The 22,867-nt window shown below is 71.3% G+C and carries 23 protein-coding genes; 15 read left to right on the forward strand and 8 right to left on the reverse strand.

Annotated features, from left to right (window positions below; genetic code table 11):
- The first annotated feature begins 96 nt into the window (after positions 1-96).
- Positions 97-1,146 (forward strand): type 2 isopentenyl-diphosphate Delta-isomerase, encoded by a 1,050-nt coding sequence (locus HS104_40730; GenBank protein MBE7486283.1) that lies wholly within the window; start codon positions 97-99, stop codon positions 1,144-1,146.
- 2 nt (positions 1,147-1,148) lie between these two features.
- On the opposite strand, the gene HS104_40735 is transcribed toward HS104_40730, so the two are convergent.
- Together HS104_40735 and HS104_40740 are read right to left on the reverse strand one after the other, a co-directional pair.
- The gene (locus HS104_40735; GenBank protein ID MBE7486284.1) at positions 1,149-1,442 is read right to left on the reverse strand and encodes a hypothetical protein; all 294 of its coding nucleotides are present in this window, start codon (positions 1,440-1,442) and stop codon (positions 1,149-1,151) included.
- Positions 1,443-1,461: 19 nt separating this feature from the next.
- On the reverse strand, positions 1,462-1,944 hold the full coding sequence (locus tag HS104_40740) for a thioredoxin (GenBank protein ID MBE7486285.1): 483 nt from the start codon (positions 1,942-1,944) through the stop codon (positions 1,462-1,464).
- A 45-nt stretch (positions 1,945-1,989) separates the two neighbouring features.
- On the opposite strand from HS104_40740, the gene HS104_40745 reads away from it, so the two are divergent.
- Positions 1,990-3,072, forward strand: coding sequence for a hypothetical protein (locus HS104_40745; protein ID MBE7486286.1), 1,083 nt, complete (start codon positions 1,990-1,992; stop codon positions 3,070-3,072).
- Positions 3,073-3,074: 2 nt separating this feature from the next.
- Here HS104_40745 and HS104_40750 read toward each other — a convergent pair whose 3' ends face one another.
- Entirely contained in the window at positions 3,075-4,832 is a 1,758-nt protein-coding gene (locus HS104_40750) for a hypothetical protein (protein MBE7486287.1), read from the reverse strand.
- Between the two features lie 59 nt (positions 4,833-4,891).
- Between HS104_40750 and HS104_40755 the strand changes: the two genes are divergently transcribed.
- Both HS104_40755 and HS104_40760 read left to right on the forward strand, forming a co-directional pair.
- A complete protein-coding gene (locus HS104_40755) occupies positions 4,892-5,746 on the forward strand; it encodes a UbiA family prenyltransferase (GenBank protein MBE7486288.1) in 855 nt (284 codons plus the stop codon).
- Complete coding sequence (locus HS104_40760) at positions 5,743-6,978, forward strand: protein kinase (GenBank protein MBE7486289.1); 1,236 nt, start codon at positions 5,743-5,745, stop codon at positions 6,976-6,978. Before HS104_40755 ends, HS104_40760 begins: the two co-directional genes overlap by 4 nt.
- Here the strand turns inward: HS104_40760 and HS104_40765 are convergent.
- From HS104_40765 to HS104_40785, 5 genes are read right to left on the reverse strand one after another with little or no spacing between them, the layout of a single operon-like run.
- Positions 6,963-7,559, reverse strand: coding sequence for a GNAT family N-acetyltransferase (locus HS104_40765; protein MBE7486290.1), 597 nt, complete (start codon positions 7,557-7,559; stop codon positions 6,963-6,965). The genes HS104_40760 and HS104_40765 overlap by 16 nt on opposite strands.
- A 43-nt stretch (positions 7,560-7,602) precedes the next feature.
- Entirely contained in the window at positions 7,603-8,688 is a 1,086-nt protein-coding gene (locus tag HS104_40770) for a hypothetical protein (protein MBE7486291.1), read from the reverse strand.
- Positions 8,685-10,391, reverse strand: a complete 1,707-nt coding sequence (locus tag HS104_40775; protein ID MBE7486292.1) for a hypothetical protein — start codon at positions 10,389-10,391, stop codon at positions 8,685-8,687. Before HS104_40775 ends, HS104_40770 begins: the two co-directional genes overlap by 4 nt.
- Positions 10,391-12,772, reverse strand: a complete 2,382-nt coding sequence (locus HS104_40780) for a hypothetical protein (protein MBE7486293.1) — start codon at positions 12,770-12,772, stop codon at positions 10,391-10,393. Before HS104_40780 ends, HS104_40775 begins: the two co-directional genes overlap by 1 nt.
- Positions 12,769-13,098 carry a hypothetical protein gene (locus HS104_40785; protein ID MBE7486294.1) on the reverse strand — a complete coding sequence of 110 codons (330 nt, stop codon included), beginning with the start codon at positions 13,096-13,098 and terminating at the stop codon, positions 12,769-12,771. The genes HS104_40780 and HS104_40785 overlap by 4 nt, the downstream gene beginning before the upstream one ends.
- 138 nt (positions 13,099-13,236) lie before the next feature.
- Between HS104_40785 and HS104_40790 the strand changes: the two genes are divergently transcribed.
- The 11 genes from HS104_40790 (at position 13,237) to HS104_40840 (ending at position 22,815) form a co-directional block, all read left to right on the forward strand.
- On the forward strand, positions 13,237-14,088 hold the full coding sequence (locus HS104_40790) for a GAF domain-containing protein (GenBank protein MBE7486295.1): 852 nt from the start codon (positions 13,237-13,239) through the stop codon (positions 14,086-14,088).
- A gap of 2 nt (positions 14,089-14,090) precedes the next feature.
- The gene (locus HS104_40795; GenBank protein ID MBE7486296.1) at positions 14,091-14,468 is read left to right on the forward strand and encodes a response regulator; all 378 of its coding nucleotides are present in this window, start codon (positions 14,091-14,093) and stop codon (positions 14,466-14,468) included.
- The gene (locus tag HS104_40800; protein MBE7486297.1) at positions 14,465-15,088 is read left to right on the forward strand and encodes a phosphoribosylanthranilate isomerase; all 624 of its coding nucleotides are present in this window, start codon (positions 14,465-14,467) and stop codon (positions 15,086-15,088) included. Before HS104_40795 ends, HS104_40800 begins: the two co-directional genes overlap by 4 nt.
- An 11-nt stretch (positions 15,089-15,099) precedes the next feature.
- On the forward strand, positions 15,100-15,576 hold the full coding sequence (locus HS104_40805) for a hypothetical protein (protein ID MBE7486298.1): 477 nt from the start codon (positions 15,100-15,102) through the stop codon (positions 15,574-15,576).
- 5 nt (positions 15,577-15,581) lie between these two features.
- Positions 15,582-16,775 carry a tryptophan synthase subunit beta gene (trpB, locus tag HS104_40810; GenBank protein MBE7486299.1) on the forward strand — a complete coding sequence of 398 codons (1,194 nt, stop codon included), beginning with the start codon at positions 15,582-15,584 and terminating at the stop codon, positions 16,773-16,775.
- Complete coding sequence (locus HS104_40815) at positions 16,772-17,590, forward strand: tryptophan synthase subunit alpha (GenBank protein ID MBE7486300.1); 819 nt, start codon at positions 16,772-16,774, stop codon at positions 17,588-17,590. Before trpB ends, HS104_40815 begins: the two co-directional genes overlap by 4 nt.
- Before the next feature lie 41 nt (positions 17,591-17,631).
- Positions 17,632-19,167 carry a hypothetical protein gene (locus HS104_40820; protein MBE7486301.1) on the forward strand — a complete coding sequence of 512 codons (1,536 nt, stop codon included), beginning with the start codon at positions 17,632-17,634 and terminating at the stop codon, positions 19,165-19,167.
- A 12-nt stretch (positions 19,168-19,179) separates the two neighbouring features.
- Positions 19,180-20,682 (forward strand): sel1 repeat family protein, encoded by a 1,503-nt coding sequence (locus HS104_40825; GenBank protein MBE7486302.1) that lies wholly within the window; start codon positions 19,180-19,182, stop codon positions 20,680-20,682.
- 7 nt (positions 20,683-20,689) lie between these two features.
- Positions 20,690-21,136 (forward strand): PaaI family thioesterase, encoded by a 447-nt coding sequence (locus HS104_40830; GenBank protein MBE7486303.1) that lies wholly within the window; start codon positions 20,690-20,692, stop codon positions 21,134-21,136.
- A 102-nt stretch (positions 21,137-21,238) separates the two neighbouring features.
- Positions 21,239-21,559 carry a helix-turn-helix transcriptional regulator gene (locus tag HS104_40835; GenBank protein MBE7486304.1) on the forward strand — a complete coding sequence of 107 codons (321 nt, stop codon included), beginning with the start codon at positions 21,239-21,241 and terminating at the stop codon, positions 21,557-21,559.
- Complete coding sequence (locus tag HS104_40840) at positions 21,559-22,815, forward strand: type II toxin-antitoxin system HipA family toxin (GenBank protein MBE7486305.1); 1,257 nt, start codon at positions 21,559-21,561, stop codon at positions 22,813-22,815. The genes HS104_40835 and HS104_40840 overlap by 1 nt, the downstream gene beginning before the upstream one ends.
- The last annotated feature ends 52 nt before the right edge of the window (positions 22,816-22,867 follow it).

Raw genomic sequence — 22,867 nt, forward strand, 5'->3', positions numbered from 1 at the left:
CGAGGAAGCCTAGGAAGCGCGCCGGGGCCTGTCAATGCCCGGCGCCCGCCGTCTCGGACTTCTCTTTTGCCGGCATGTGTGGCCCGCTCGCGATCGATGAGCGAGATCGGCAAGCGCAAGGACGACCACCTCGACCTCGCGGCCACCGGCGACGTCGGCTTCCACCGCACCACCACCCTGTTCGAGGCCATCCGCTTCGTGCACGACGCGCTGCCCGAGCTCTCGATGGACGAGATCGACACCTCGGTCAGCGTGCTGGGCAAGACGCTCCGCGCGCCGATCTTGATCGCCGGGATGACCGGCGGCACCGAGCGCGCAGAGCGCATCAACCGCGAGCTGGGAGCGCTGGCCGAGGCTCGCGGCTACGCCTTCGGCCTGGGCAGCCAGCGCGCGATGCACAAGGACCCGTCGGTCGCGCCGACCTACGCCGTGCGGGAGGTCGCGCCGAACGTGCTGCTCCTCGGAAACGTCGGCTTGGTTCAGGCCACCCGCATGTCCACCGACGAGGTCGCCGAGCTCGTCCGAGCCGTCGGCGCCGACGCCCTGTGCTTGCACCTGAACCCCGCCCAAGAAGCCGTGCAACCCGGCGGAGATCGCGATTTTCGCGGTGGCCTCGAGACCATCGCGCGCCTGGTGGCGGAGCTGCCCGTGCCCGTGGTGGTGAAGGAGACCGGCTGCGGCATCTCGGCGGGCGTGGCGCGGAGGCTCCGTGCCGCGGGGGCGCTGCACGTGGATGTCTCCGGGGCCGGCGGAACGAGCTGGGTTGCCGTCGAGACCCAACGCTCCGACCCAACCCGCCGCGCGCTCGGCGAGACCTTCTGGGAGTGGGGCATTCCGACCGCAGCCAGTCTCGGGCTGTGCAGCGGGTTTGGCTTCCAGACCGTGTTCGCGACCGGCGGCGTCGCGACCGGGCTCGACGTCGCCAAGGCGGTGGCGCTCGGTGCCAGCGCCGCGGGTCTGGCGAGACCCGTGCTGAAGGCGCTCGAGAGCGGCGGCGCGGAGGGCGCGAGCGCGTTCTTCGAGCGCATCGAGGCGGAGCTCCGCACCGCCATGCTGCTGGTCGGGGCGAAGTCGCTCGGCTTGCTCCGTCGCGCGCCGCGCGTCGTCTCGCCGGAGCTCTCGGCTTGGCTCACCCAAGCCGGTTGACCTCACACCTCGACGTGCACCGCGATCAGGCGACCGTCGAGCGCTTCGCCGTGGAGGGTGAAGGTCAGGTAGCCGGGTACGTCGGGCACCTCCAGCGCCACGCTGAGCGAGTCCGGGCTGGCGTCGAGCAGCCGATACGTCGAGTCGCGTCCGCGGTCGAGGGAGGCCAGGACTTGCCGGCGGCCCTGGCACAACGTGCCGTCGGCCAACCGGAGCAAGATGGCCTCGTGCAAGACCGAGGCGCGCTGCTCGCGTGTGCCCGTCACCAGCACCGCCAGCAAGCGCGCGACGAACATCGCATCAGCGTAGCATGGTTCACTCGAGGAGCCCGCGCAGCCGCGGCGTGATCTCGGCCACTGCACCTTCGCCTTTGATCGAACCCTCGATGCGTCGCTCCGAGCAGCGACCCTCGGGGCTCGGTCGCGCGAACAGCGGGATCAGGCGCGAGAGACAGCCGGCCTTGCCGAGCTCGGCCTCGTCGCGGTCGCGATCGAACTCGAGCAAGCGCAGCTCGGGAAAGGTCTGGTCGAGACGACCCGCAGCCGCAGCGTCGTGGAAGCGCACGCAGGGCTCGCACCACGGCGCGCCGACATACACGACCAGCTTCTTGCCGTCGCGCTGGGCGCGGGCGGCCTCGCGCGCGATCGTCGCCAGGGCGTCGGCTCCGGCGCTTGCCTGGACGAGCTCGACCCTGCCCGGAGGCGGCTGACGCGGCTCCGGCTTCGGCGGCGGGTCGTCACAAGCCGAGGACGCGAGCAGGACCAGAATTCCCGCGAAGGTCTGCCTCTCGAGGAACACGCCGGCGGAGCCTACCACCTCCGCCGCGTGTTAGCTTCGGGCGCCATGAAGCGGGAGCTCAGGCGTTCGGTGCGCGCGATCCTGGTGCTCGCGCTGCTCGGACCCGGCTGCGACTTCATGTGCGGCAAGAAGAAGCCCGCGACGACCGCCGGCGCCGGCGCCGACGAGACGCCGGCGGGGGTCGAGGTGATGAGCGCCGGCGCCGAGCCCCGGGTCAAGCTGGAGATCGGACGCTGGGCAGGCCTTCACTACGAGCTCGAGACGGAGAGTGACGGCTCCTTCGGCAAGAGCGGCGAGGCTCCAGCGAAGGCGCCGACCTCGGTCTTGAAGCTCTCCGTGGAGGTGCAGCGCGGCACCGCCGACCCGCTGGTCGTGGAGAAGGACGGGAGGAAGCTGCGACTGGTGGAGGAGCGCGCGACCCTCGAGCGCATCGAGATACGAAACCCGGCGGCGCCCGCCGACTTCATGGCGAAGCTGAACGCGGCGTTCGGGCTGCTCCGGGGCCTGACCACCCGCTCGCTGATCGCCGAGAGTGGCGAGCTGGTCGAGGTGACCACCGAGCACGTCGGCGGCGTCGTGCCTCCGCCGGAGATCAAGCAGATCTTGGACGAAGCGCTGAGCGGCCAGCGCTTCTTCCCGTTCCGATTGCCGCCCACGCCGGTGGGGCTCGGGGCGCGCTGGCGCTTCAGCGCGCCGCTCGAGGCGCGCGGCGTCAAATCGCTTCAGGTCGCGGATCTGACGCTGGTCGAGCTCGGCGCCAAGACCGCCCGAATCGGTGTCCGCGTGCGCCACCAGGCGCCGCGCCAGGAGGTGCCGCATCCCACCGAGCCAGGCCTGACCGCGACGCTGGTCAACCTGCGGGGCGACGCGGACGGAGAGGTCACCATCGACCGGCTGACGGCCTGCATCATCGCCGCTCGCTTCAGCTCGACCTCGCACCTGACGATGACCTGGATGGACGCAGACGGGCACGACCAGACTGCGACCTTCCTTCAGGCCAACGTCCAGCGCATGCGCGGTCGGGTCGGACCGCCTGACGACGCGGGCACGGACGGCGGCGAGGCCCGGGTGGACGCGGAGCCGGAGGCCGCGGCAGTCGAGCCGGCGGACGACGACGAGGACGAGTGAAGTCAGCCGAACGGCGGGACGACGAACTCGCCGCCGACCTCTGGCATGAACGCCCGGCGCATGCGGCCGTTCTCCAGCAAGAGGAACACCCGGTTCGGGTCGTCGAGGCTGCTCTCGAAGCGATAGCGCACGCGCTTCGGTGCCCAGCCCTCCACTTCGAGCACGGTGACGTCGAGCCCCGGGAGCGTCGCGCGATCGCCCGGACGGAAAGGCAGCGTGGGCCGCCGGAACATCTGCGAGGTCGGATCTTCGAACATGTGCCCGTGCTCGACGCTCAGCTCGAGCGTGTCGTCGGAGACCCTGAGGGCGCGCTGCGGCGAATTCGCGATGCCGAGCACGCGCCAGCGCTTGGGCAGCGGGGAGCCGTGGAAGTGGCGCACCCAGGGCGGGTAGATCAGCGCGGCGATCTCGCCGGCCGCGTTGATCAGCACCAGCTCCTGGCCGGCGACCTGCTGGTCGTCGATCTCGGCGGCCAGGTGCTTGGCGCGGATTGTGCCCACGATGTTCTTCCAGAAGTAGGCGTGGTCGTGGGTGAAGCGAGCCGAGAACCCCAGGTGCACGATGGCGACGGGGATCGTGGCGAGCCCGCGGAGCCAGGCGCCCGCGCGGCGCTCGGCGCTCACGAGCAGGAGCAGCCCGGAGTCCCAGATGGCCGCGCCGAGCAGCGCGCTGCCGCCGAAGCTGGTGATGAGCAGCAGGCGCACCGAAGGGATCGTGCCGACGAGCGGCAGCATGCCGAGCAGCATGCCGAGCCCCGCGGTGGCGAGGCGTCGGCGGTTCTGGGCGTCGGCGCGCCGCCACGTTCCGGCCACCAGGGCGAGCACCAAGGCGATGGGCACGAGCGCGCCCAGCGCTTCCGGCGAGCGCGAGAGCAGCTTCCCGTAGAACTGCTCGCCCGGAGTCAAGAGCACCTCGGTGGCGATCATGGCGGGGACGCGCAGCGCGACTTCGCTCAGGAACTGCCCTGGGCTGTCGAACGGGCCGATGTACACCACCGAGCCCTTGGCGCCGTAGCCGAGCGCGAGATGGACCGCCAGGTAGAGCGCCGCCGGGATCGCCGCCAAGGAGAGCCCGCGGAGCCGCTCGCGAAGCGGCTCTCCCCGGCTGCAGAGCTCGAAGGCGAGCACGTAGGCGAGGGCGCAGATGGCGTACTCGCCCCCGGCGAGCGCCAGCCCGAAGCCCAAGAGGGCGAGCGGCGCGCCGGGGCGCCAGCGCTCCTCGCGGAAGCGCAGGTACGCCCACAGGCCGAGCGCGCCGAAGGTGGCGCTGATCAACGCGGTGCGGTTGCAGATCCAGGCGATGGGCGCGACCAACGCCGAGTCGAAGGCCAAGATCGCCGTGGCGATCAGCGCCGCGCCCTCGGGCAGCAGGCGCCGCGCCAGCAGGAAGTAGGCGAACACCAGGCCGACCAGCCAGAGCAGGGAGTGGACGTGCTGGCCCCGGGGACCGAGCGCGAGGGCGCGGTGGTCGAGCCAGAGCAGCGCGCTCGACAGGGGCCTGAGCAAGCTGAGCTTCAGATCCGGGTGGCTCCACCAGGGGGCGATGCCGCCGTCTTGGAGCGGGGCGAGCTCCCCCGGCCGCCTGAGGAACGAGTACAGATCGAGGGGCATCCGCGCCACCGGGTACTCGCCGTCGAGCATGGCCCGGTTCAGGAAATCGTCCGCGGCCAGGCCCGCGTCGAGCGACGGCCAGTGGAGCCACAAGGCGACCGCGGCGAGCAGCGCCACGACGACGAGGCTCTTCCCGGTGGTGCTCGGCATCGGCTCGCGAGCATTGCCGATTTCCAATGCGCTGTAAGCTCAATTAGCTTGGTCACTCGATGTCGGCCGCGCTGCGCATCCTGCTCGACGTCGTCGTCTTCCGGCTGCGCCGGCTCGAGATGGCGAACCTGGCGGGGGCCGTGTCGGTCATGGTCGCGCTCAGGTTGCCCATCGCCGACGTGGCGGTCCGCACGGGCTTCGCGCTCTTGCTCAACCTGCTGGCGTACCTGACCAACGACTACTGCGATCTGGAGCGCGACCTCGAGACGGGCCGCGCCGAGGCGAAGACGCGCTTCCTAGCGGAGCACCGGCGCGCCGCGCTCGGCGTGCAGATCGGGCTCGGCGCGCTGCTCTCTGTGCTCGCGCTCGCTTGGAGCCCCGGTCTGCTCCTGGCTCTGGTCCTGGGCGAGGGGCTGTGCTGGCTCTACTCGGCGAAGGTCAAGCGCGTGGCGTACGCGGACGTCTTGGTGATGGCGGTGTGCGGCGGCGCGATGGCGCTCTGCGCCGTGCCCCTCGACCGCCCGCTGGGCTGGCTCCTGGTCGCCGAGCTCGGCCTGTTCTCGGGAGCGTTCGAGCTGATCCAGGTGCTGCGGGACCGGCGCGAGGACGCCGACATCGGCGTCGTGACCACGGCGGTGAAGCTGGGGGAGCGCACGACGCTCGCGCTGCTCCGGGTCTGGATGCTCCTGACCGCTGCGTTCGCCACGCTCTTCTTGCACCGTTACGTGGGTCCCGCGCTGGCGCTCGCGGTCCTGGTTCCCTACGGGCAGAGCGGCGCGAAGACCTACTGGAATCGGGTGCGTCTGGTCTTCGGCCTGGTGTGGCTCGGCATCATCGCGACGACGACGCTCGAAGGTCGAAGCGACGGGCTCCTGACTCAGGTCGCCGTGGTAGCCTCGCGATCGCTGCCATGACCTTCCTGCCGGCTAGCGGCGAGGTATTCGCCGGTCGATACCGCATCGACGGTCGGCTGGGGCAGGGGGGCCACGGCGCGGTGTTCCGGGCCGCCGATCTCGAGGGTGGTGGTGTGGTCGCGCTGAAGCTGCTCTTGCCCGAGCAGCTCGACGGCGTCGGGCGCGATCGCTTCCGCCGCGAAGCCGAGCTGGGGGAACGTCTCGCCAATCCGCACAGCGTCCGCCTGCACGATTGGGGCGAGGACGCACATGGGCTGCCCTACATCGCGTTCGAGCTCCTGGAAGGGCGCTCGCTCGGGCGCTTCCTGGAGGAGCGGGGCCCGCAGCCGGCCGAGGTCGTTGCGCGTGTGGCCCGCGCGATGCTCGAGGCGCTCGCCGACGCGCACGAGCTCGGGATGATTCACCGCGACATCAAGCCCGCCAACGTCTTCTTGTGCGACTACGCCGGCAGTCACGACTTCGTGAAGGTCCTGGACTTCGGCATCGCGAAGCGCTCCGGGCGCGACGCGACCCAGCTCACCGCCACCGACGTCGTGGTCGGGACGGCGCGCTACATGGCCCCCGAGCAGCTTCGGGGTGAGGAGGTGACGCCGGCCACCGACCTCTACTCGGTCGGCCTGGTCATGGCGGAGATGCTCGCCGGGGCGCCGGTGTTCCGCGGCTCCACCATCGAGGTGTGCCTCGCGCAAGTGTCCTCCGACCCAGTCCCGCTCTCGGAGCGAGTGCTGAGCTCGTCCCTCGGGCCGGCCATCGTCCGCGCGACCGACAAGCACCCCGGGCGACGTTTCGCGACGGCGCGCGCCATGCTGGAGGCGTTGCCGTCGGCGACACCGCGCACGCTGATCGACGATCCGGACGGCGAGACCGCCGTGATGGGTCCGCCTCCGGCGCTGGCGGCAGTCCCGACTTCGACCCCGGCGTTCCAAGCGCCGCTCGGCTCCTCACCGGTGTTCGCCGCGGTGCCGACATCGGCGCCGGTCTACCCGTCGGTGCCCCCGGGCTCCTCGCCCGTCTTCGCCGCGGTGCCGACGTCGGCACCGGTCTACCCGTCGCTGCCGCCGGGCTCGCTGGCGCCCCAGCGCAGCAGCGCATCGGGTCCGTGGGCCTTGGGGCTGGTGGCCGCGTTCCTGCTGCTCGCCGCGCTGATCGCGGCCGGGGCCTGGCTCGTCGCGTCGCCGACCACCCCCGAAGAGCCGCCGCCGATGCCTTCCGCGCGTCAGCGCGGGCGCTGAACCGAGCGGAGCACGTCACGCTCGCCCGCGATCAGCGCGAACAGCGCCAAGTCGGCGGGCCGACCGCGGCGCTGGCCGACCGCGCGCAGCACCCCCTCGAACCGGAAACCGAGGCGCTCCGCGACGCGATTGCTGCGCTCGTTGTGGGGCTCGGTGCGGATCTCCACGCGCGGCGCGTCGAGGTCGTCGAAGGCGTGCTCTGCCAGGCGGCGGGCTGCTTCCGTTGCGTAGCCCTGCCCGAGAGCGTGGGGCCCGAGCCAGTAGCTCACGTCCACGTACAACCAGCTGCTGCCCGGCTCCAGGCTCCGTGCTCGAAGGCCTGCCGCCCCCAAGAGCTCGTTTCGGTCTTTGGTGAACACTCCCAGGCGGTTGCTCTCGCTACCGTCGTACGGGCGGGCGGCCCACGCTTCGACCGCCTCGAGCGAGCTCATGCGTCCCGGCCAGAGCAGCCAGGGGTCGAGGTGGGCGCGGCTCGCCTGGACGAGCTCGAAGAGCGCGGGAGCGTCGCCGGGCTCGAACGCGCGCAGCACGAGGCGCTCGGTCTCGAGCCGCTGGGCCAGGCGATCGAGGCGCAAGTTCATGGTTTCGCAGCCTCGCACACCAGCTGCTCGACGTCACCGTGCGTCAAGGCGGCGGCCGAGCGCGCGCGAGGCGGAGCATGAGCGCCGCGCCCGCGACGGCGCCGAGCCCGCCGCCGAACACGAGCGCGTACGGCGAGAGCGGGTCCTGCATGCGAAAGGCGCCGATCGCGAGCCCGACGCCGCCGTACAGTGCGATGCCCAAGAGGAGGCCGAGCGGGGCGCCCATCCAGATCAGCGAGAACATCCCGATGTTCGCGGCCCAGCTCGGTCGCTCCCGGATGCGCTCGAGCGCGTCTAGCTCCTTCTCGAGCGGACCAGGCTCGAGGCCGAAGCCTCGGCGCAGCGCGGCCGCCGCCCGAAGGTGCACCGTCCGCCCGGGGAAGGACTGCCGGCTGAGCTCCTGCCGCTTTCCGCTCGCGGAGACCAAGATCAGCCGGCCCACGGGGCGGGTGGCGCCCGCCTTGGATTTCCAGACGTCGCGCTCGTCACTCTGCTCGACGACGACCTCATCCACGTCGAACAGCTCGAAGGCCGTGCTGCGACCGGGGATGCCGAGCACGCGGCGCTGGACCGAGAGCCGGCGCTCCGACGGCTCGACGTCGAGGATCAGCCGGCCCGCGCCGCGGAACGCAGAACGGAGCACGGCGAGCCCGCCCGAGAGCATGGCCAGGCCGAACACCAGGAGCCAGGGTGACTGGCGTAGCTTCACCCCGATGGCGGTGCCCGATGCTCGCGCGCGCTCGACCTCGGCGGCGATCTCCCGCGCGCGCTCGGCGTCCACCTCTCGCAGGCGGTAACCACGACCTCCGACCGCGAGCACCGGGCGCCCGTACTCCGTCGTGTTGCCCTTGCCGCCCCAGCGTGACTCGACGCTGACGCCGGTGAGCTCGCGTCGCGGAAAGCGCGCTACCGGCTGTGGCTCGAACACGCCTTCGGAGACCACGCACCAGGAGTCCGGCGCTCCCCCACACGAGAGCTCTTGGCGCTGCAGCCCGAGCATCAGCAACAGCGACGCGACCAGCGTGAAGCCGGCGCCGGCCAGGATGCGGCCGAGGCGCAGCGGGAACGGCCCGTGCACGACGCGAAACGGCGGCAGCGCCGGCGGTCCCTGGCGATACGCCGACGTCACGGTGCGGCTCCGAGCTGGCGCTTCTCCCCCGCGCGCGGCGGGGCGAACGGGACGAAGCGCGCGCCGTCCCAGCCGACGAACCGGAGCTTCTCGCTGCCGAGCGGCCAGTTGAAGCGGAAGGTCACCGCCAGCGGCTCGCCGCGCTCGCTGACCTCGGTGACCAGCGCTTCGAGCGGGCCGGTGTAGACGCTCTCGCCGGCGCGGAACGGCTGGCTGCGGCCGCGGAAAAGCCGGTTGAACGGGTGCTCCAGGTAGCCCCCGGGAACGCGCAGCGCGAGCGCGTTGTCGTCCACGCGCTCGACCTCGACCTTGCCGGGGCCGGCCGCCAGGCACACCACCGGCGGCGCGGGACCGCGCTCGACGTGGCGGCGCAGCGGGCGCAGGAGCGAGCAGTAGTAGTAGTCGGGCGCGTTCAGCGCGATCACCAGCTCGTCAGCGGAGATGACGCTGGCGTAGGCGCCGGAGACGCCCGCCACGACGCGGTCGTGATAGCGGCTCATGGTGAGCGAGCGCCAGGGCAGGAGCACCGGCGCCACGACCAGGTGCAGCGCGCCGAACGGTACGGCGAGCAGCCGAATCCCGAGCGACGCCTGCTCGACGGCGCGCGACAGGAGCGTCCCGAAGCACAGCGCCGCGCCCAGGCCTGGCAGGAACAGCGTGCGATCGCTGGGTGAGGTCGCTGCCAGAGGGACGAGCGAGAGCAACATGCCCGCGAGACCGAAGCGGAGCTCCGGCGCCGACAAGCTGCCGGCCAGGCCGAGGACGAGCAGCGAAAGCAGCGCCGCGCCGCCCAGGGCGAGCCCGAGGTGCGCGCGATCGCCGAGCGCGACCCAGGCGTCCGCGCTCGGGTAGCCGAGCAGGCCCGCGAACAGCGCGCCGAGCCGGCCGGGGAGCTCAGTCAGGAACGGGAGCGGGGCGCGCAGGGGATCCAGGTAGATCCCGGAGCCGACCGCGCCGTGACCCAGCCCGAGGTAGAGCCCCGCCCAGCCGAGCGCGACCGCCCCCGCCGGCAGGAGCGCGAGCGCGCGCCCGGATCCGCGATCGAGGAACAGCGCGTAGGCGGCGAGGTACCCGAGCACGCCGAGCCCGAGCTCGCTCGAGCCCAGCGCGAGCGCCACGAACGCCGGGGCCAGCCACGCGCCGGGACGCCAGCCCTCGCGCCGGAGGCGATCGTGGGCCGACAGCGCCGCCACGGCGAACACCGACGCGAGCAGCGCGTTGCGGTTCGCGAGCCAGCCGACGGCGTGGCCATGGGCGTCGTCCACGGCGTAGAGCAGTGCGGCGAGCCCGGCAATCCAGGGTGTGGGCATCAGGCGGCGGAAGAGCCGTGCCGCCAAGGCCACCAGCGCCGCGTAGAGCGCGATGCTCTCGAGGTGCATCAGCCAAACGGCGTCGCCGAGCACTCGGTAGTCGAAGAGTGCCCACAGCGACGAGACCGGGCGAAAGAACGAGAGGCGAAGATCCGGTGACGCGAGCCAGGGCAAGACGCCCGCCGCCTGCGCCGCCTGCACGTCCGCGGCGCTCGAGAGCGCCGAGTAGAGGTTGACTCCGGCGCGCGACTCGAGGGCGTTGTCGCGGAGCACCCAGTCCTCCGTGCAGAGGCCAGCTCCCAGCGACGGAGTGACCAGCAGGCAGGCGGCGAGCGCGAGCCAGAGGAGCGCTCGCGGGCTCGCGAGCCAGCCGCGCCAGCCGCTCGACGTCATCACGCCTCGGAGCGTACCAAGACCGCGACGGCCGGCACGAGCAGGACGTAGAGCGCGGCGGCCACTGAGAGCAGCGTCGTGAGGCCGTAGGACAAGGCGAGCAAGATGGCCAGGCTCGACGACAGCACGCTGCCGACGCCGTTGATGCCCCAGAACCAGGGCGTCTCGCTCTGGTGGCTCTTCTTCACCAGGCGCATCCCCGCCGGGAAGGCGGAGCCCAGCGCGATGCCGAGGACGCCGCAGATCGCGATCGCGAAGCCGATGCGCGCGGGCGTGGACGCGGCGGCGACGCCCCCGACGAGCTGCTCCCAGCCGAGCGCGACCGCGCCGAGCAGGAGCGCCAGGACCACCGGGTACAGGTAGCACCAGGGCTTCTCGTCGAGGGGTAGGCGGTCGCTGATGAACGAGCCGACGCCCATGGCGCTGACCAAGCTGGCCAGGACCACCATCAGGCTGTAGCTCGGGTGGCCCAGCACCAGCGACAGGCGCTGGAGCAGCGCGATTTCCGCGAGCATGAAGCCGACGCCGATCAGCGCGAAGTAGCAGAGCGCCGCCACCAGGCGCCGATCGACGCGGCCCTCCGGGCGGGCGCGACTTCGGAGCGGCAGCGCGATGGCGACGACCACCAGGACCAGTGACGCGAAGAGCGCGAGACCGAGCGTGCGCGTCGCGAGCAGGTTGCCCTCGATCAGGCCCAAGAGCTCCGGCGACAGCGCCTGCGTCATCGCCGCGACCCGCACCACGTTGAAGAAGAACGGGCGATCGTCGGTGGTCGGGCGCACGTCCAGCGCTCGGGTCAGCGTGCGGCGGTCGAGATCGGCGCGGCTGACGGCGCCGAGGATGTGCTCCACCGGCTTCTGCACCGCCTCGCGATCGGGCAGCGCCGCAACGAGGAACCCCTTCTCGCCCGCCAACGCTCCGAGCTTCGTGATGTCGTCCGCGGTGAGGGGATCGCGCCCCACGAGCAGGGTCGCCACCGGGCCTGCGCCGAGCAGCGCGATGTGCTCTCGGGGGTTCGGCACGCCGCGTTCGTAGAGCGCGGCGACCGCCAGCGCGACCATGCGCGGCGTCTCGATGCTGGCCCAGCGCGAGACGGTGAGCACGCCCCCGGGCTCCAGGCGCTCGAGGAAGAGCCGGAACGCCTCGACGGTGTAGAGCCCGTTCTCCCCCAGCGCGTGCGCGCCGGCGCCGGTCGCGGCCCAGGTGTCGATGAGCGAGGCCTGGATTACGCGGTACCGCTCCGGGTGCCGCGCCAGTTGACTGCGCGCCTCGTCGTGGATCAGGCGCACCTCGGGCCGTGACGCGATGCCGGTGTCCCTGCCCAGATCGCTCTTCAGGAGATCGAGCAGCGCTCGGTTCAGCTCGATGCCCACGACCGGCGCGTGTCCCGCGAGCAGCGCAGCCTGGATGTCCCGCGAGCCCCCCACACCGATGATGGCGATGGCGCCGTCCGGTCGGATGCGGTGCACGGCGTTGGTCACGTCGCACTCGATGAAGCGCAGGGCCTCGAGGTCGTTGCCCACCAAGTAGAGCGGGGTCGCCGCGTGGGCGTCGATCTCCACACCTCGCTGGAGCACGACGCGCGGGCCGCAGCGCTCCCCCTTGCCCCAGAGCGCGGCCGGGAGCTCCACCGCCCGCGTCACCATCACCCGCGAGTGGCTGTTCCAGCGCTCGAGCACGATGTCGTCCCGGGCTTCGGCCCGCCCCTTGACCCAGAGCGGGACCAGCCCCCGGGTGGTGGCGGCGTTGCCGGCGCTGAGGGCCACGCTTCCGGCCAGCACGATCAGGGCCGTGCGGGCTGCCCGCGAGTCGTCCGCGGCCCGCGCGAAGCAGTAGCTGCCGAGCGCCGCCAGGGCGCCCACCGCGAGGATCGCGCTGCCGCCGCCCAGGCGCTCGAGCAGGAGCGGGCACAGCGGAGCGCCGAGGGCCGCTCCCAGCAGATCGACCGCGTAGACCCGCCCGACCGGCAGCGGCGAGCGGGTGAGCGCGGCGGCCACCACCTTGCCCGCGGGGTAGAACGGCAGCGCGATGGCGCCCGCGAAGAACACGAACAGCGGCACGACCGTCGCCACGCTCTCGGCGCGCAGCGGCACGATCAAGAGCAGCACGTAGCTCGCCGGCACCGCCAGCGACATCCACAAGGCGTCCTTGGCCAGCGAGCTCGCCAGCCGATCGGGGTCGTAGTCCGCGCTCCTGAGGTAGACCGACACGGCGCCCGCGGTGAGCCCGAACAGGCCCATGGCGATGACCAGGAACGCCAGCGAGTACCAGGTCAGGACCGAGAGCAGGCGCGTATCGAGGACCTCGAGCGCGAGCACCGAGGCGCTCACCACGAACAGTCCCCACAAGAACGGCCGAGCGCGCAGCCGCTCGGAGCTCACTCCTCGTCCTTTGGGTCCGTGGGCCGCACCGGCGGCGGCGGGTGCGAGTGCGAGACGCTGGACTGCCGGTGCTGGTACGCGCGGCTCGAGGCCTCTTGGTACAGAGCCTTGCCCCCGGCCACGTCCGGGTGCTGCCGCATCAGCTGGATCAGCTTCTGCATCGCCAAGGGCGGCGGCACCGACTCGTCGTACAGCGAGAGCTTGATGCGCAGGACCTCGACGGGTGGGCTCGACCCGGCCTCGTCGAGCTCGCTCCTGGCAGCGTCGTAGTCGCCCGCCTCCAGCATTTCGTCGATGGCTCGAAGGTGGTCGGGGATGTCGGACATGGGGCCGCTCGGGGCAGTCTACGGAAGCTCGGCGACGCGAGTAAAGCTCTCGACCAGAGGCCGTGGTGGAGCCGGCAGCGGCGTGATACGGTCTCCGGGCGCCGGAGCGGTCCGAGACGCGCGAATTTCGAGGCGATGGTGAACGACAAGAAAGGCCGGAGGGGCGGATCGAGCGATTCTCCGCCGCCCGATCTGAAGCGCGAGCGCGACGAGCTGCTTCACAGCATCTCCAAGGGCACGCGCATCACCGAGGAGTTCACCCGCGAGCACGAGCGCCTGGAAGCCCGGCTCCGGGAGCTGGAGAGCGAGAACGCCAGCCTGCGCGCCAAGGTCGAGGCCGACTCGGCGGTCCGCGAGCTGCTCGAGAAAATCCAACAGCTCGAGACCGACAAGCGCGAGCTTCTGTCCCGGTTCCATGCAGCCGAGGCGGCTTCGACCGAGGTCAGCGCCCGCGTCCAGGAGATCGAGGCGGAGTTCGCCAACCTGGCGAACCTGTTCGTGGCCAGCAACCAGCTCCACGGCAGCCTGTCTCCGCGTGGGGTCATGCGTCGCATCAAGGAGGTGCTGGCCCAGCTGGTCGGCGCCGAGCGCTACTGCCTGTACCTGTCGAGCGCGGACAAGAACGAGCTGGTCCCCATCGCCTTCGAGGGTGTGTCGGGCGAGAAGGTCGCTCCGGTCAGCGTCGAGCGGGGCCCGCTCGGGGAGGTGTTTCGGAGCGGGGAGGCCGCGGTGGACGAGGAGCGCGACCCGAGCCAGGGCAGCCACGAAGCCCCGGCCGCCGTCATCCCGCTCACCGTGGACGACCAGCGTGTCGGAGTGATCGCGATCTTCAGCACGCTCTCGCAGAAGAAGCGCTTCGACACCATCGACTTCGAGCTGTTCAAGCTCCTGGGCCAGCACGCGGCGGCGGCGCTCGTCAGCGCCAGCTTGTTCGCCCAGGCGGATCGCAAGTTCCCGGGCCTCGAGTCCTTCATCGACCTCAGCGTGTGAAAATGGCGGAATACTCCTGCTTGATTGTCGAAGACTCGCCGATGATGCGGCAGCTTCTGGTGTTCGCGCTCGCCCGCGTGAAGAACCTCCGTGTGACGGAGGCGGACGACGGTGTCGACGGCCTACGCAAGCTCGCGTCTGCTCGCTACGACATCATCGTGACCGACATCAACATGCCCATCATGGACGGGCTGAAGCTGGTCAAGCGGGTGCGCAGCGATCCGGTTCACAAGGACACCCCCATCGTCATCATCACGACGGAGGGCTCGCACGAGGACCGGCAGCGGGCGCTCCAGCTCGGCGCGAACGCCTACATCACCAAGCCCATCCAGGCTCCGCAGGTGATCGCGACGGTGAAAGAGCTCCTGAAGATCGAGTGAGCGTCTGGGTCAAGATCTGCGGCATCACCCGCGTCGAGGACGCCGAGCTGGCCGTCGATGCCGGCGCCGACGCCATCGGTCTGAACTTCGTGCCGGGCTCGCCGCGACGGGTCGAGCGCGCTCTGGCCGAGGCCCTCGTCGCCTGCTGCCGGGGGCGAGTCGAGATCGTCGGCGTGATCGCCGACCTGGGGCTCGAGGAAGCGCGCCGTCTGCGCGACGAGCTCGGCCTCGATGCGCTCCAGCTCCACGGCGACGAGCCCCCGGGGCTGCTGGCGGCGCTCCTGCCGGCGGCGTTCAAGGCGGTTCGGGTCGGCAGCGCGCTGGACGCCGAGGACGCGGCGCGCTTCGGGGGCGAGCGCCTGCTCCTGGACGCAAAGGTCGCGGGGCAGCTCGGCGGCACCGGGCAGCGCGTGGACCCCGGATGGGTCCGCGGGCTCGCGCGCCGCCGGCGAGTGATCCTGGCCGGGGGCCTCACTCCGGGCAACGTCGCGGCCGCCGTCCGGGCCGTGGCACCTTGGGGCGTGGACGTGGCGAGCGGGGTGGAGCGCTCGGCCGGGGTGAAGGCCGAAGCTCTGGTCCGCGCCTTCGTGGCAGAGGCGCGTCGGGCGGGGGAGAGCTAGAGTCCCCGCCCATGCGCGTCCCGTTGCTCTTCGCGCTCGCCGCCGTCGCTTGCGGCGCCCCCGCGCTCCGAGGCGGCGAGACCGCGCCACCGGGTCGCGAGCCGCCGGGGCGTTGCGTCGCGAGCTACCGCACCGCGGCGTGCATCGACAGGGACGGGGGGAAGCTCGACCACCCGGTCCGCGTTTACCTGGTGGAAGACGCCTCCAGGAAGCGCATGCTGGTGGTCGCACGACCGAGCTACGACTCCCTCGTGATCCGAGCGCCAGCCGCCGAGGGTACGGAGCGCGTCTTCCAGGTGATCGTGGAGGGCGGCGACGGGGGACGAGTGCTCCACGACTTTCGCCTGCCCGCGAGCGGCCGCGGCGACGGGCGCATGGCGGTGTCCACCGAGTTCAGCGAGGCGCCCACCGAGCCCACCAAGGTCAGCGCCAAGGTCACGCGCGTCGCCATCGCGTGTCGGCTCACTCCGGACGAGGCCGCGCAGTGAGCGGCATGCAGCCCGGCTATTTCGGCGAGTTCGGCGGGCGTTTCGTCGCAGAGACGTTGGTGCCGGCGCTGCTCGAGCTCGAGCGGGCCTTCCACGAAATCGTGCTCGGTGAGCCCTTTCAGCGCGAGTGGCGCGAGCTCCTCCGCTCCTACGTTGGGCGCCCTACGCCGCTCTGGCGCGCAGAGCGGCTGACCCGCGCCATCGACGCGAGCGGGACCGAGCTCGGCGAGCTGTGGCTCAAGCGCGAGGATCTCTGTCACACCGGCGCCCACAAGATCAACAACGCCCTCGGCCAGGTGCTCCTGGCGAAGCAGCTCGGAAAGACGCGCATCATCGCGGAGACCGGCGCGGGCCAGCACGGGGTCGCGACCGCGACGGCCGCCGCGGTGATGGGCTTGCCTTGCGACGTGTACATGGGCGCGGTGGACGTCGCCCGGCAGGCGCCCAACGTCGCGCGCATGAAGATGCTCGGCGCCCGCGTGCTCAGCGTCGAGAGCGGCTCGCGCACGCTGAAGGACGCGATGAACGAAGCGCTGCGCGACTGGGTGACCAACGTCGCCGGTACGCACTACTGCGTCGGCTCCGCGGCGGGGCCGCACCCGTACCCCACGCTGGTGGCCGAGCTGCAGCGGGTGATCGGCGACGAGGCCCGCAGTCAGTGGGCCGAAGGCCCCGGCGGGTTGCCGGACGCCGTCGTGGCCTGCGTCGGCGGCGGCTCGAACGCCATCGGCATGTTCCGCGCCTTCATCCACGACGAGGTGGCGCTCTACGGCGTGGAGGCCGCGGGTGAAGGCGTCGAGACGGGGCGGCACGCGGCGACCTTGACCCAGGGGCGGGTCGGCGTGCTGCACGGCGCACGCACGCTGGTGCTCTCGGACGAGCACGGTCAGATCCTGGAAGCCCACTCGATCAGCGCGGGCCTCGATTACCCGGGCGTGGGTCCGGAGCACGCCGCGCTGATGCGTTCGGGCCGCGCGCGTTACTCGGCCGTCACCGACTCGCAGGCCGTGGCCGCCGCGCACTTGGTGGCGCGGACGGAGGGCATCCTGATCGCGCTCGAGACGGCGCACGCCTTCGCCGCTCTGCCCGAGATCGCGCGTGCCGAGCGCAAGCGCTTGGGTCGCGCGGCGCGTTTCGCGCTCTGCCTGTCCGGGCGCGGCGACAAGGATCTGGGTACGCTCGAGGAGGCGACCCGGTGAGCGTGGCGCGCCTCGACGAGTGCTTCGCGGCGTGCCGAGGTGCGGGCCGTCCCGCGCTGGTCATCTACCTGACCGTCGGCGATCCCAGCCTGGAGGACTCGCTCGGCTGCGCGCGCGCGGCGCTCGAAGCCGGAGCGGACGTGCTCGAGCTCGGCGTGCCGTTCAGCGATCCCAGCGCAGATGGCCCAGTGATCGCCGCGGCGAGCCAGCGCGCCATCCGGGCCGGCGGCTCGCTCTCGGCGGCGCTCGAGCTGGCGACGCGCTTGCGCGAACGGAGCAGCGCGCCGCTGGTCTTGTTCACCTATCTCAACCCGCTGATCGCCTTCGGCGAAGCGCGCCTGCCGGGTGCGCTCGCTGCCGCCGGGGTGGACGCGCTCCTGGTGGTCGACTTGCCTGCGGAAGAAGGCGCGGAGCTCCGAGCGGGGCTCGGCCGCGAGGACATCGCCGTCGTGCCGCTGATCGCGCCCACCACCAGCGAGGAGCGCGAGGCGAGCGTGCTCTCCGGCGCTCGGGGCTTCGTCTATTACGTGTCGGCGACCGGCGTGACCGGGCTCGGGGACGCGCCGCTCGAGCGCGCTGCCGAGCGAGCGCGCGCCGTCTCGGCCCGGTCGGGGCTGCCGGTGGTGGTGGGCTTCGGCGTGGATTCTCCGGAGAAGGCCCGGCTCCTCGCGCGCGCGGGGGTGGACGGGGTGGTGGTGGGGAGCACGGTCGTGAAGGCGATCGCCGCTGCCTCCGACGGCGCCGCCCGCGTTCGCGTCGTGTCCGAGCTGGTGAAGAGCCTGCGGGCCGCTGTAGGTCGGGGTGCGCAGGCCTAGACCCTTTGCGGAAACCCGCAGAGTGGGCTGAAATGGTGGTGATGTGGAAGGCCCTCGGAGCGTTCGTGGCGTGCGCGACCCTCGCCGTCGCCTGCGCCGGTAGCACCGAGGACGGAGGGTCCACTCCGAGCGGTGGCAGCGGCGGCGCGAGCGGTGGCACCGGCGGAGCGACCGGCGGCAGCGGCGGGACGCAAGTGTTCCCGAGCTGCAACGACGGCGCGAAGGGTGAGACGGAGACCGACGTGGACTGCGGCGGCACTTGCCCGCCCTGCGCCGACAAGAAGGCGTGCAAGGCCATCGAGGACTGCCTGTCGAAGATCTGCACGGATGGGGTTTGCGGTGGTTGCACGGCGACCTCGCCGTGTCCGAACGCGTTGGCCTGCGTCGCGGGCATCTGCCAGCCCTGCACCGGCAACGCGGACTGCGCAGCAGGTCAGGCGTGCACCTCGGGCAAGTGCGGCGATTGTGGCGGCGCGGGCGCCTGCGCGACCGGACAGGCGTGCGTGAACGGCAAGTGCGGGCCCTGCGACAGCAGCGCGGACTGCGGCGGCGGCCAGGTCTGCGACAACGGCAGCTGCAAGCCCTGCGAGAGCGCCGGGCAGTGCGCGCCCGGGCAGATCTGCCAGGCCGGAGCCTGCGGACCGTGCGCGAAGACCAGCGATTGCCCCGCAGGCCAGGCGTGTGTCGGCGGTGCTTGTGGCAACTGCACCGCCAACTCCGACTGCGAGCCAGGCCAGGCGTGTGTCGGCGGCGTGTGCGGGCCGTGCAGCAGCGCCAGTCAGTGCACCTCGGGCCAAGCCTGCGTGGGCGGAAAGTGCGGCGCGTGCTCGACCACGGACGACTGCCCCAAGGGGCAAGCCTGCGTCGGCGGCACCTGCGGAGCCTGCACGCTCGCGAGCCAGTGCAGCGGCACGGACGCCTGCGTGAACGGGGCCTGCACGGCCTGCACGGTGAGCTCCCAGTGCGGTAGCGGCAAGGTCTGCGATTTCGGGCGCTGCCTCGCGGGCAAAGAGGTGCAGATGTACCAGTGCCCGCCGTCGCAGAGCCTTGGCGGCGGGTCTTGGGGTTTCTACGGCTGCCAAGGTCACGTGGCGAGCACACCCACTTGCACCATCATCGAGTACCCGAGCTCGCAGAGCTTCAACTGCACGCCGCTCGGCAAGCTGGCGCTGGTCACGGCGACCGCGCCGGCCGCACCGGGGACGACGCAGGTCAGCATGTACCAGTGCCCGCCGTCGCAGAGCCTCGGCGGAGGGTCGTGGGGCTTCTACGGCTGCCAGAACCAGCTCGCGAGCACGCCGACCTGCACCATCATCGAAGCGCCGACCACGCAGGCGTTCAACTGCACGGCGGCCGGCAAGATCTCCCTGGCCGCCTCGCCGCCGACCGCTCCGCCCGGGGGCAAGGTCGTGCCCATGTACCAGTGTCCGCCCCAGCAGAGCCTGGGTGGGGGGTCCTGGGGCTTCTATGGGTGCCAGGGCCAGCTGGCGAGCACGCCGACCTGCAACATCACGGAGTACCCGAGCTCGCAGAACTTCACCTGCACACCAGTCGGCTCCATGGTCCTCGGCCCGTAGTAGAGTCGGCCCATGGATCCCAGGCAGGTGGACCTCGCCGCAAAGCTGAAGTCTCTCGAGAAGCTCCTGGGCGCCGGCGCGGACGGGGCCAAGCTCTTCGAGGCCGCCGAAGCGACGGCGCTGGCGCTCGAGTTTCGCGACACGGACGCCATGATCGGCCTCGAGCCGGTCTCGGGTGAGACCTTGGAGCGAGCCCGAGCGCTGGTGCAGAAGGCGCGCGAGCAGGCGGTGAGCGCCGGCGTGCCGGAGGCTTGCCTGGCGGCAGCGGAGGCCATCTGGCTCGGGCGCGACGAGAGCCGAGCCAAGCGAGCGGTGGAGCTAGCGAGCCGTGCGGAGAAGGAACCCCGGGCGCAGCACCTGCTCGGGCTCTTCGCGTTCCATGGCTTCGGTCAGAAGAAGAACTTGGAGCACAGCCTCGAGCTCCAGCGCAAGGCTGCAGAGCGCGGACACGCCGACGCGATGTTCGAGGTCTACGCGATGGTCTCGCAGGGGCTCGGCTGCAAAGCGGATCCCGCAGCAGCGCTCGAGTGGTGCGAGCGCGCGGCGAAGGCCGGCAACGTGCGCGCGATGTCGAACCTCGGTGGCCTCTACGCCACGGGCGGCGGCGGGCAGCCCGCGGATCCCGAGCAAGCGGTGTACTGGTACAACAAAGCCGCCCGGGCGGGGCACGGCCGCGCGGCAGCGACCCTCGGCGTGATGTACGCGCTCGGGGCGGGTGCGCCGCGCTCGGTGGTGGACGCCACACGCTACTTCGCCATGGCCGACGAGATGGGCTTCGACTGGCGGGCCTTCGCCGAGGCCGCGGGCGTCGATCTGGGCGACTTGTTGCGCGTCACGCTGGCGCCAAGCGCCCGAAAGCCGGGTGGAAACGGCAAGCTGCCGCCGATCCCCAAGCTGCCCGGGGCGCCAAGGACGCCGAGCTTCGGTCCCGCCGAGCCGGCTGCGCTGGAGGTGGTGGACGACGGCTGGGACGTGCCGGCGGAGACCACGCGCAAGCCGAGGGCCCCGGCGAAGGAGAAAGCTGCGCCGAAGGAGAAGGCTCCCGCGAAGGAGAAGCCTGCCGCGAAGGAGAAGGCTCCCGCGAAGGAGAAGCCTGCCGCGAAGGAGAAGCCTGCCGCGAAGGAGAAGCCTGCCGCGAAGGAGAAGCCTGCCGCGAAGGAGAAGGCTCCCGCGAAGGAGAAGCCTCCCGCGAAGGAGAAGCCTCCCGCGAAGGAGAAGCCCCCGGCGAAGGAGAAGCCTGCCGCGAAGGAGAAGGCCCCGGCGAAGGAGAAGCCCGCCGCCAAGGAGAAGGCCCCGGCGAAGGCGAAGCCTGCCGCGAAGCAGAAGGCGCCGGTGAAGAAGAAGGCCCCGGTGAAGAAGAAGGCCCCGGTGAAGAAGAAGGCCCCGGTGAAGAAGAAGGCCCCGGTGAAGAAGAAGGCCCCGGTGAAGAAGAAGGCCCCGGCGAAGAAGAAGGCCCCGGCGAAGAAGAAGGCCCCGGCGAAGAAGAAGGCCCCGGCGAAGAAGAAGCGGAAGTAGCTCACCCATGACGGAAGACTTCGCGGCGGTCATCAACTCGTCCTTGGGGGGGTGGAATCGCGCGATGGGGCTCTCGTTCACCCGCGCCACGGCGGAGGAGGTGAGCGCAGAGCTCTCGGTCGGTCCGGAGCACTTGCAGCCCTACGGCATCATCCATGGCGGCGTGTACGCGGGCATCATCGAGACCGTGTGCTCGACGGGCGCCGCGCTGGCCGCGGCTCGGAACGGCCAGGTCGTCGTCGGCGTGGAGAATCACTCGACGTTTCTGCGCGCCACGCGCGCGGGCAAGCTCACGGTGAGCGCGAAGCCGCTCACGCGCGGGCGGCGTACGCAGGTCTGGGACGGTCGGGTGACCGACGAAACGGGGACCCTGATCGCGACGGGCCGCGTCCGCTTGATCTGCATGGACGGCGGCAGCGAGCTCGCCGGCGAGCGAGTCAGCGTCAGGGGATGAGGGCCGATGCAGGGCGCTGACGTGCTCGCGTTGCGTCGGGCCGTCTTGCCAGAATGCAAAATTAAGTTTGCATTTGAAGCTTAAAGCGATACTTTATCGCCTATGCCGAAGCGAACGCCCGCTGTGTTCCCCAGCGCCGCGCGGCAGCTGGTCGCGCTGGGCGAACGCCTGGCTGCTGCGCGCAAGCGACGGCGAATGACCCAGCAGACGCTGGCCGTCCGAGCCGGGATCTCCGTTCCTACGCTCCGGAAGCTCGAGACAGGCGATGCCGGCGTCAGCCTGGCAGCGGTGCTCCGGATCTTGCAGGTGCTCGGGTTGGCGAGCGACATCGACAACCTGGCCTTTGAAGATCATCTGGGCCGGCGCCTCCAGGACCTCCAGCAGAAGGGTGCGCCCCGTGGCCGGCGGGCGAAGTCCACATGATGACCGATGCGGTCGATGTGGTTCTGGATGACCCGCGGCTGACCGCGCCGCCCCACGTCGGCGTTCTGTCGCGGGAACGAAGTGGCAGCGCGGAGGTCGTGCGCTTCTCGTACTCGAGCGCCTGGCTCGGCGCCGCGCGCGAGGGCTTCGCGCTCGAACCTGAGCTCCCGCCCTTCTCAGGAGAGTTCTTCTCCAGCGCGTCCGGCGGGCTATTTCGCATCTTCCGGGACACGTCCCCCGATCGGTGGGGGCGCGTTCTGATGGAACGCCGGGAAGCCCTGGTCGCTCGTGCGGAAGGTCGCAAACCCCGCCGGCTTGGCGAGTGGGACTTCCTGCTTGGAGTCTCGGACGCCACGCGAGTCGGGGCTCTCCGGTTCCGTGAAGCGGGCGCGGACGAGAAGTTCTTGGACGGGCAGACGCTTGGTGTGCCGCCGTCCGCGCGCCTGCGGGAGCTTCAAGCGATTGCGCTTCTGCTGGACGAGCCGGACAGCGAGGGGCGACCCGAGTACGAGAGCTGGCTGCGACAGCTGCTCGCCCCGGGCAGTAGCCTGGGCGGCGCTCGGCCCAAGGCGACGTTCACGGCGGGTGACGACACCTGGTGGATCGCCAAGTTCCCGGCACGGCAGGACCGTCACGACGTGGGCGCTTGGGAGTTCTTGGCGCACCAGCTGGCCGTGCGGGCTGGGATTCAGGTGCCGGATGCGCAGCGCTTGAAGCTCGGGGGCGAGCATCACACCTTCGCGGTCAAGAGGTTCGATCGTGAGGGTAGAGGTCGCCGCCTCTACGCATCGGCCATGACCTTGGCCCAGCGCAATGACGGGGAAGCCGCCAGCTACCTCGACATCGCGCAAGCGATCCAGGACAGCGGCGATCCAGAAGCGCTGAATCACGATCTCGCAGAGCTGTATCGCCGGGCCGTCTTCAACGTGCTGATCGGCAACCGCGACGACCACCTGAGGAATCACGGGTTCCTGCGTGGCCCGCGGGGATGGCGATTGGCCCCTGCGTTCGACGTGAACCCCAACCCCGACAAGGACGAGCACACTTTGGCCTTGGGCGAATCCGGGGGCCATCCGTCGGTCGCCGACCTCCGTGCGACGCGCGAGCTGTACCGGCTCACCGGCTCCGATGCGGAGCGAATCGAGCGCGAGGTACGTGACGCCTTTCGGGACTGGGCGACCGTTGCAAAAGCGTGCGGAGTCAGGCGCCCAGGACTCCAGCGCTTGTCGGCCGTGATCGACCCGACGCTCGAGTAGGCGGCGGGCACAAAACGAAGACGGGGCCGACTTCAGTCGACCCCGTCTCGTA

Source organism: Polyangiaceae bacterium, from assembly GCA_015075635.1.
In the GTDB taxonomy this organism is placed as follows: Bacteria; Myxococcota_A; Polyangia; order Polyangiales; family Polyangiaceae; genus JADJKB01.

What these genes read in the sequence shown, in the direction of transcription:
- HS104_40820 (MBE7486301.1), top strand. Translation starts at nt 17,632, where the DNA reads ATGTGGAAGGCCCTCGGAGCGTTCGTGGCGTGCGCGACCCTCGCCGTC.
- HS104_40745 (MBE7486286.1), top strand. Translation starts at nt 1,990, where the DNA reads ATGAAGCGGGAGCTCAGGCGTTCGGTGCGCGCGATCCTGGTGCTCGCG.
- HS104_40840 (MBE7486305.1), top strand. Translation starts at nt 21,559, where the DNA reads ATGACCGATGCGGTCGATGTGGTTCTGGATGACCCGCGGCTGACCGCG.
- HS104_40795 (MBE7486296.1), top strand. Translation starts at nt 14,091, where the DNA reads ATGGCGGAATACTCCTGCTTGATTGTCGAAGACTCGCCGATGATGCGG.
- trpB (MBE7486299.1), top strand. Translation starts at nt 15,582, where the DNA reads ATGCAGCCCGGCTATTTCGGCGAGTTCGGCGGGCGTTTCGTCGCAGAG.
- HS104_40750 (MBE7486287.1), bottom strand. Translation starts at nt 4,832, where the DNA reads ATGCCGAGCACCACCGGGAAGAGCCTCGTCGTCGTGGCGCTGCTCGCC.
- HS104_40830 (MBE7486303.1), top strand. Translation starts at nt 20,690, where the DNA reads ATGACGGAAGACTTCGCGGCGGTCATCAACTCGTCCTTGGGGGGGTGG.
- HS104_40765 (MBE7486290.1), bottom strand. Translation starts at nt 7,559, where the DNA reads ATGAACTTGCGCCTCGATCGCCTGGCCCAGCGGCTCGAGACCGAGCGC.
- HS104_40785 (MBE7486294.1), bottom strand. Translation starts at nt 13,098, where the DNA reads ATGTCCGACATCCCCGACCACCTTCGAGCCATCGACGAAATGCTGGAG.
- HS104_40735 (MBE7486284.1), bottom strand. Translation starts at nt 1,442, where the DNA reads ATGTTCGTCGCGCGCTTGCTGGCGGTGCTGGTGACGGGCACACGCGAG.
- HS104_40775 (MBE7486292.1), bottom strand. Translation starts at nt 10,391, where the DNA reads ATGACGTCGAGCGGCTGGCGCGGCTGGCTCGCGAGCCCGCGAGCGCTC.
- HS104_40760 (MBE7486289.1), top strand. Translation starts at nt 5,743, where the DNA reads ATGACCTTCCTGCCGGCTAGCGGCGAGGTATTCGCCGGTCGATACCGC.
- HS104_40805 (MBE7486298.1), top strand. Translation starts at nt 15,100, where the DNA reads ATGCGCGTCCCGTTGCTCTTCGCGCTCGCCGCCGTCGCTTGCGGCGCC.
- HS104_40835 (MBE7486304.1), top strand. Translation starts at nt 21,239, where the DNA reads ATGCCGAAGCGAACGCCCGCTGTGTTCCCCAGCGCCGCGCGGCAGCTG.
- HS104_40730 (MBE7486283.1), top strand. Translation starts at nt 97, where the DNA reads ATGAGCGAGATCGGCAAGCGCAAGGACGACCACCTCGACCTCGCGGCC.
- HS104_40825 (MBE7486302.1), top strand. Translation starts at nt 19,180, where the DNA reads ATGGATCCCAGGCAGGTGGACCTCGCCGCAAAGCTGAAGTCTCTCGAG.
- HS104_40755 (MBE7486288.1), top strand. Translation starts at nt 4,892, where the DNA reads ATGTCGGCCGCGCTGCGCATCCTGCTCGACGTCGTCGTCTTCCGGCTG.